We start from the raw sequence: 1,574 nt of genomic DNA, 5'->3' as shown, positions 1-1,574 counted from the left end.
GGGTGAGCGAGCAGGCCAAGGACGCCGTCGCCCGCGCCGTGGCCGAGCTGGGGTACGTCCCCAACCAGGCGGCCAGGGCGCTGGCCGGCAACCGGACCGACGCGGTCGCCCTCGTCATCCCGGAGACCGAGGCCAGGGTCTTCTCGGAGCCCTACTTCCTCGACCTGATCCGCGGGGTCAGCGCCGAACTGGCCGAAGCCGACAAGCAGCTGCTGCTCACCCTGGTCCGCACCGAGGCCGAGCGTCAGCGGTTCGAGCACTACCTGGCCGCACAGCGCGTCGACGGCGTCCTGCTGGCATCCGTCCACGGCGACGACCCGCTGCCCGACCGGATCGTGAAGCTCGGGCTGCCGGTCGTCATGAACGGCCGGCGCTCCGAGGCCGAGCCGGTCGACTACGTGGACTCCGACAACATCGGCGCGGGACGGGCGGCCGTCGCCCACCTCGTGGGGCGGGGCCGCAGCCGGATCGCGACCATCAGCGGCCCCCTCGACATGTACGTCGCCCGCGCGCGGCTCGGCGGCTACCGCGCGGGTCTCGCCGAGGCCGGCCTCGCGCCCGACGAGTCGCTCGTGGCGACCGCGGACTTCACCGAGGAGGGCGGCCGGCTGGCGATGCGCGAGCTCCTGGAGCGCGCCCCCGGCCTGGACGCGGTCTTCGCCGGCTCCGATGTGATGGCGGCCGGTGCACGCGGGGTGCTGCGCGAGGCGGGGCGACGGGTCCCCGAGGACGTGGCCCTGGTCGGTGTGGATGATTCAGTGGTGGCCCGGCTGATGGATCCGCCGCTGACGAGCGTGCGCCAGCCGATCGAGGAGATGGGCCGCACGATGACCCGGCTGCTGCTCCACCAGATCGCGGAAGAGTCCCGAGTCGGTGGCACCCCGGGGCACGGAGCGGGCGAGGGGCCGAGCCGGGTGCTTCCGACGGAACTGGTCGTGCGGGACTCCTCCTGAGCGGTTTGCCCGGGACGGACGGCTTCGGTCGACGAGAACGGGGCGGTAGCCGGAATTGGGCCGGACGAAGCCTTCCCTTGGGCGGTTCTTCCTGAGCGTGCCGAGGCCCGGAGCGGCACGGAAGTTGGATTCCGTACCGCTCCGGGCTTTATACGCGTGGTGCCTCAGAGCGCCGGGTGGGCGTTCTTCATGAGCTCCTGGAACTGGGCCGAGAACCACTGGCCTGACAGTGGTGCGTCGGGGAGGGAGCCCGACATGCTGTTGCCGTTGCGTGCGTTGCCCGTGTAGGTCGGGTCGCACATGCGGTCGAAGCCCTTGCCTTCGTTGTTGGGGATTTCCTTGCTCGCGCCGTCGGACTCGCCCGGGGGCTTGATCCATACGTAGGCGTCGATGCCTGCGGCGGGGGCGGCCTGGGGTCGTTCGCCGAGGCCGGCGCCGGCCTGGTTGCACCAGTTGCCGAGGTGGATGCGCCGGTCGTAGCGGCCGCCGTTGACGTAGGTGTCGACGCTGGTCAGTGCGCCGGGTGCGGTCGGGCGGGCGGTGCCGCCCCAGCCGTTGCGGGAGGTGTCGATCAGCATGCCGAGGTTCGCGTCGAAGCCCAGGGAGACCAGCTTGGTCCGC

2 protein-coding genes are annotated in these 1,574 nt (G+C 71.9%); one reads left to right on the top strand and one right to left on the bottom strand.

All coding sequences use genetic code 11. The features are described 5' to 3' along the window. Window positions 1-2: 2 nt before the first annotated feature. Window positions 3-953, top strand: a complete 951-nt coding sequence (locus tag ACFVX6_RS40850; protein ID WP_389699650.1) for a LacI family DNA-binding transcriptional regulator — start codon at window positions 3-5, stop codon at window positions 951-953. A gap of 164 nt (window positions 954-1,117) precedes the next feature. On the opposite strand, the gene ACFVX6_RS40845 is transcribed toward ACFVX6_RS40850, so the two are convergent. Next, the coding region (locus ACFVX6_RS40845; RefSeq protein ID WP_389699649.1) for a glycoside hydrolase family 6 protein at window positions 1,118-1,574 on the bottom strand (457 nt) is incomplete at its 5' end.

This window comes from Streptomyces sp. NPDC058289 (assembly GCF_042880975.1).
In the GTDB taxonomy this organism is placed as follows: Bacteria; Actinomycetota; Actinomycetes; order Streptomycetales; family Streptomycetaceae; genus Streptomyces; species Streptomyces stoeckheimensis.
Note: the sequence above shows the minus strand (reverse complement) of the source record. Positions and strands in the feature narration are given on the sequence as shown.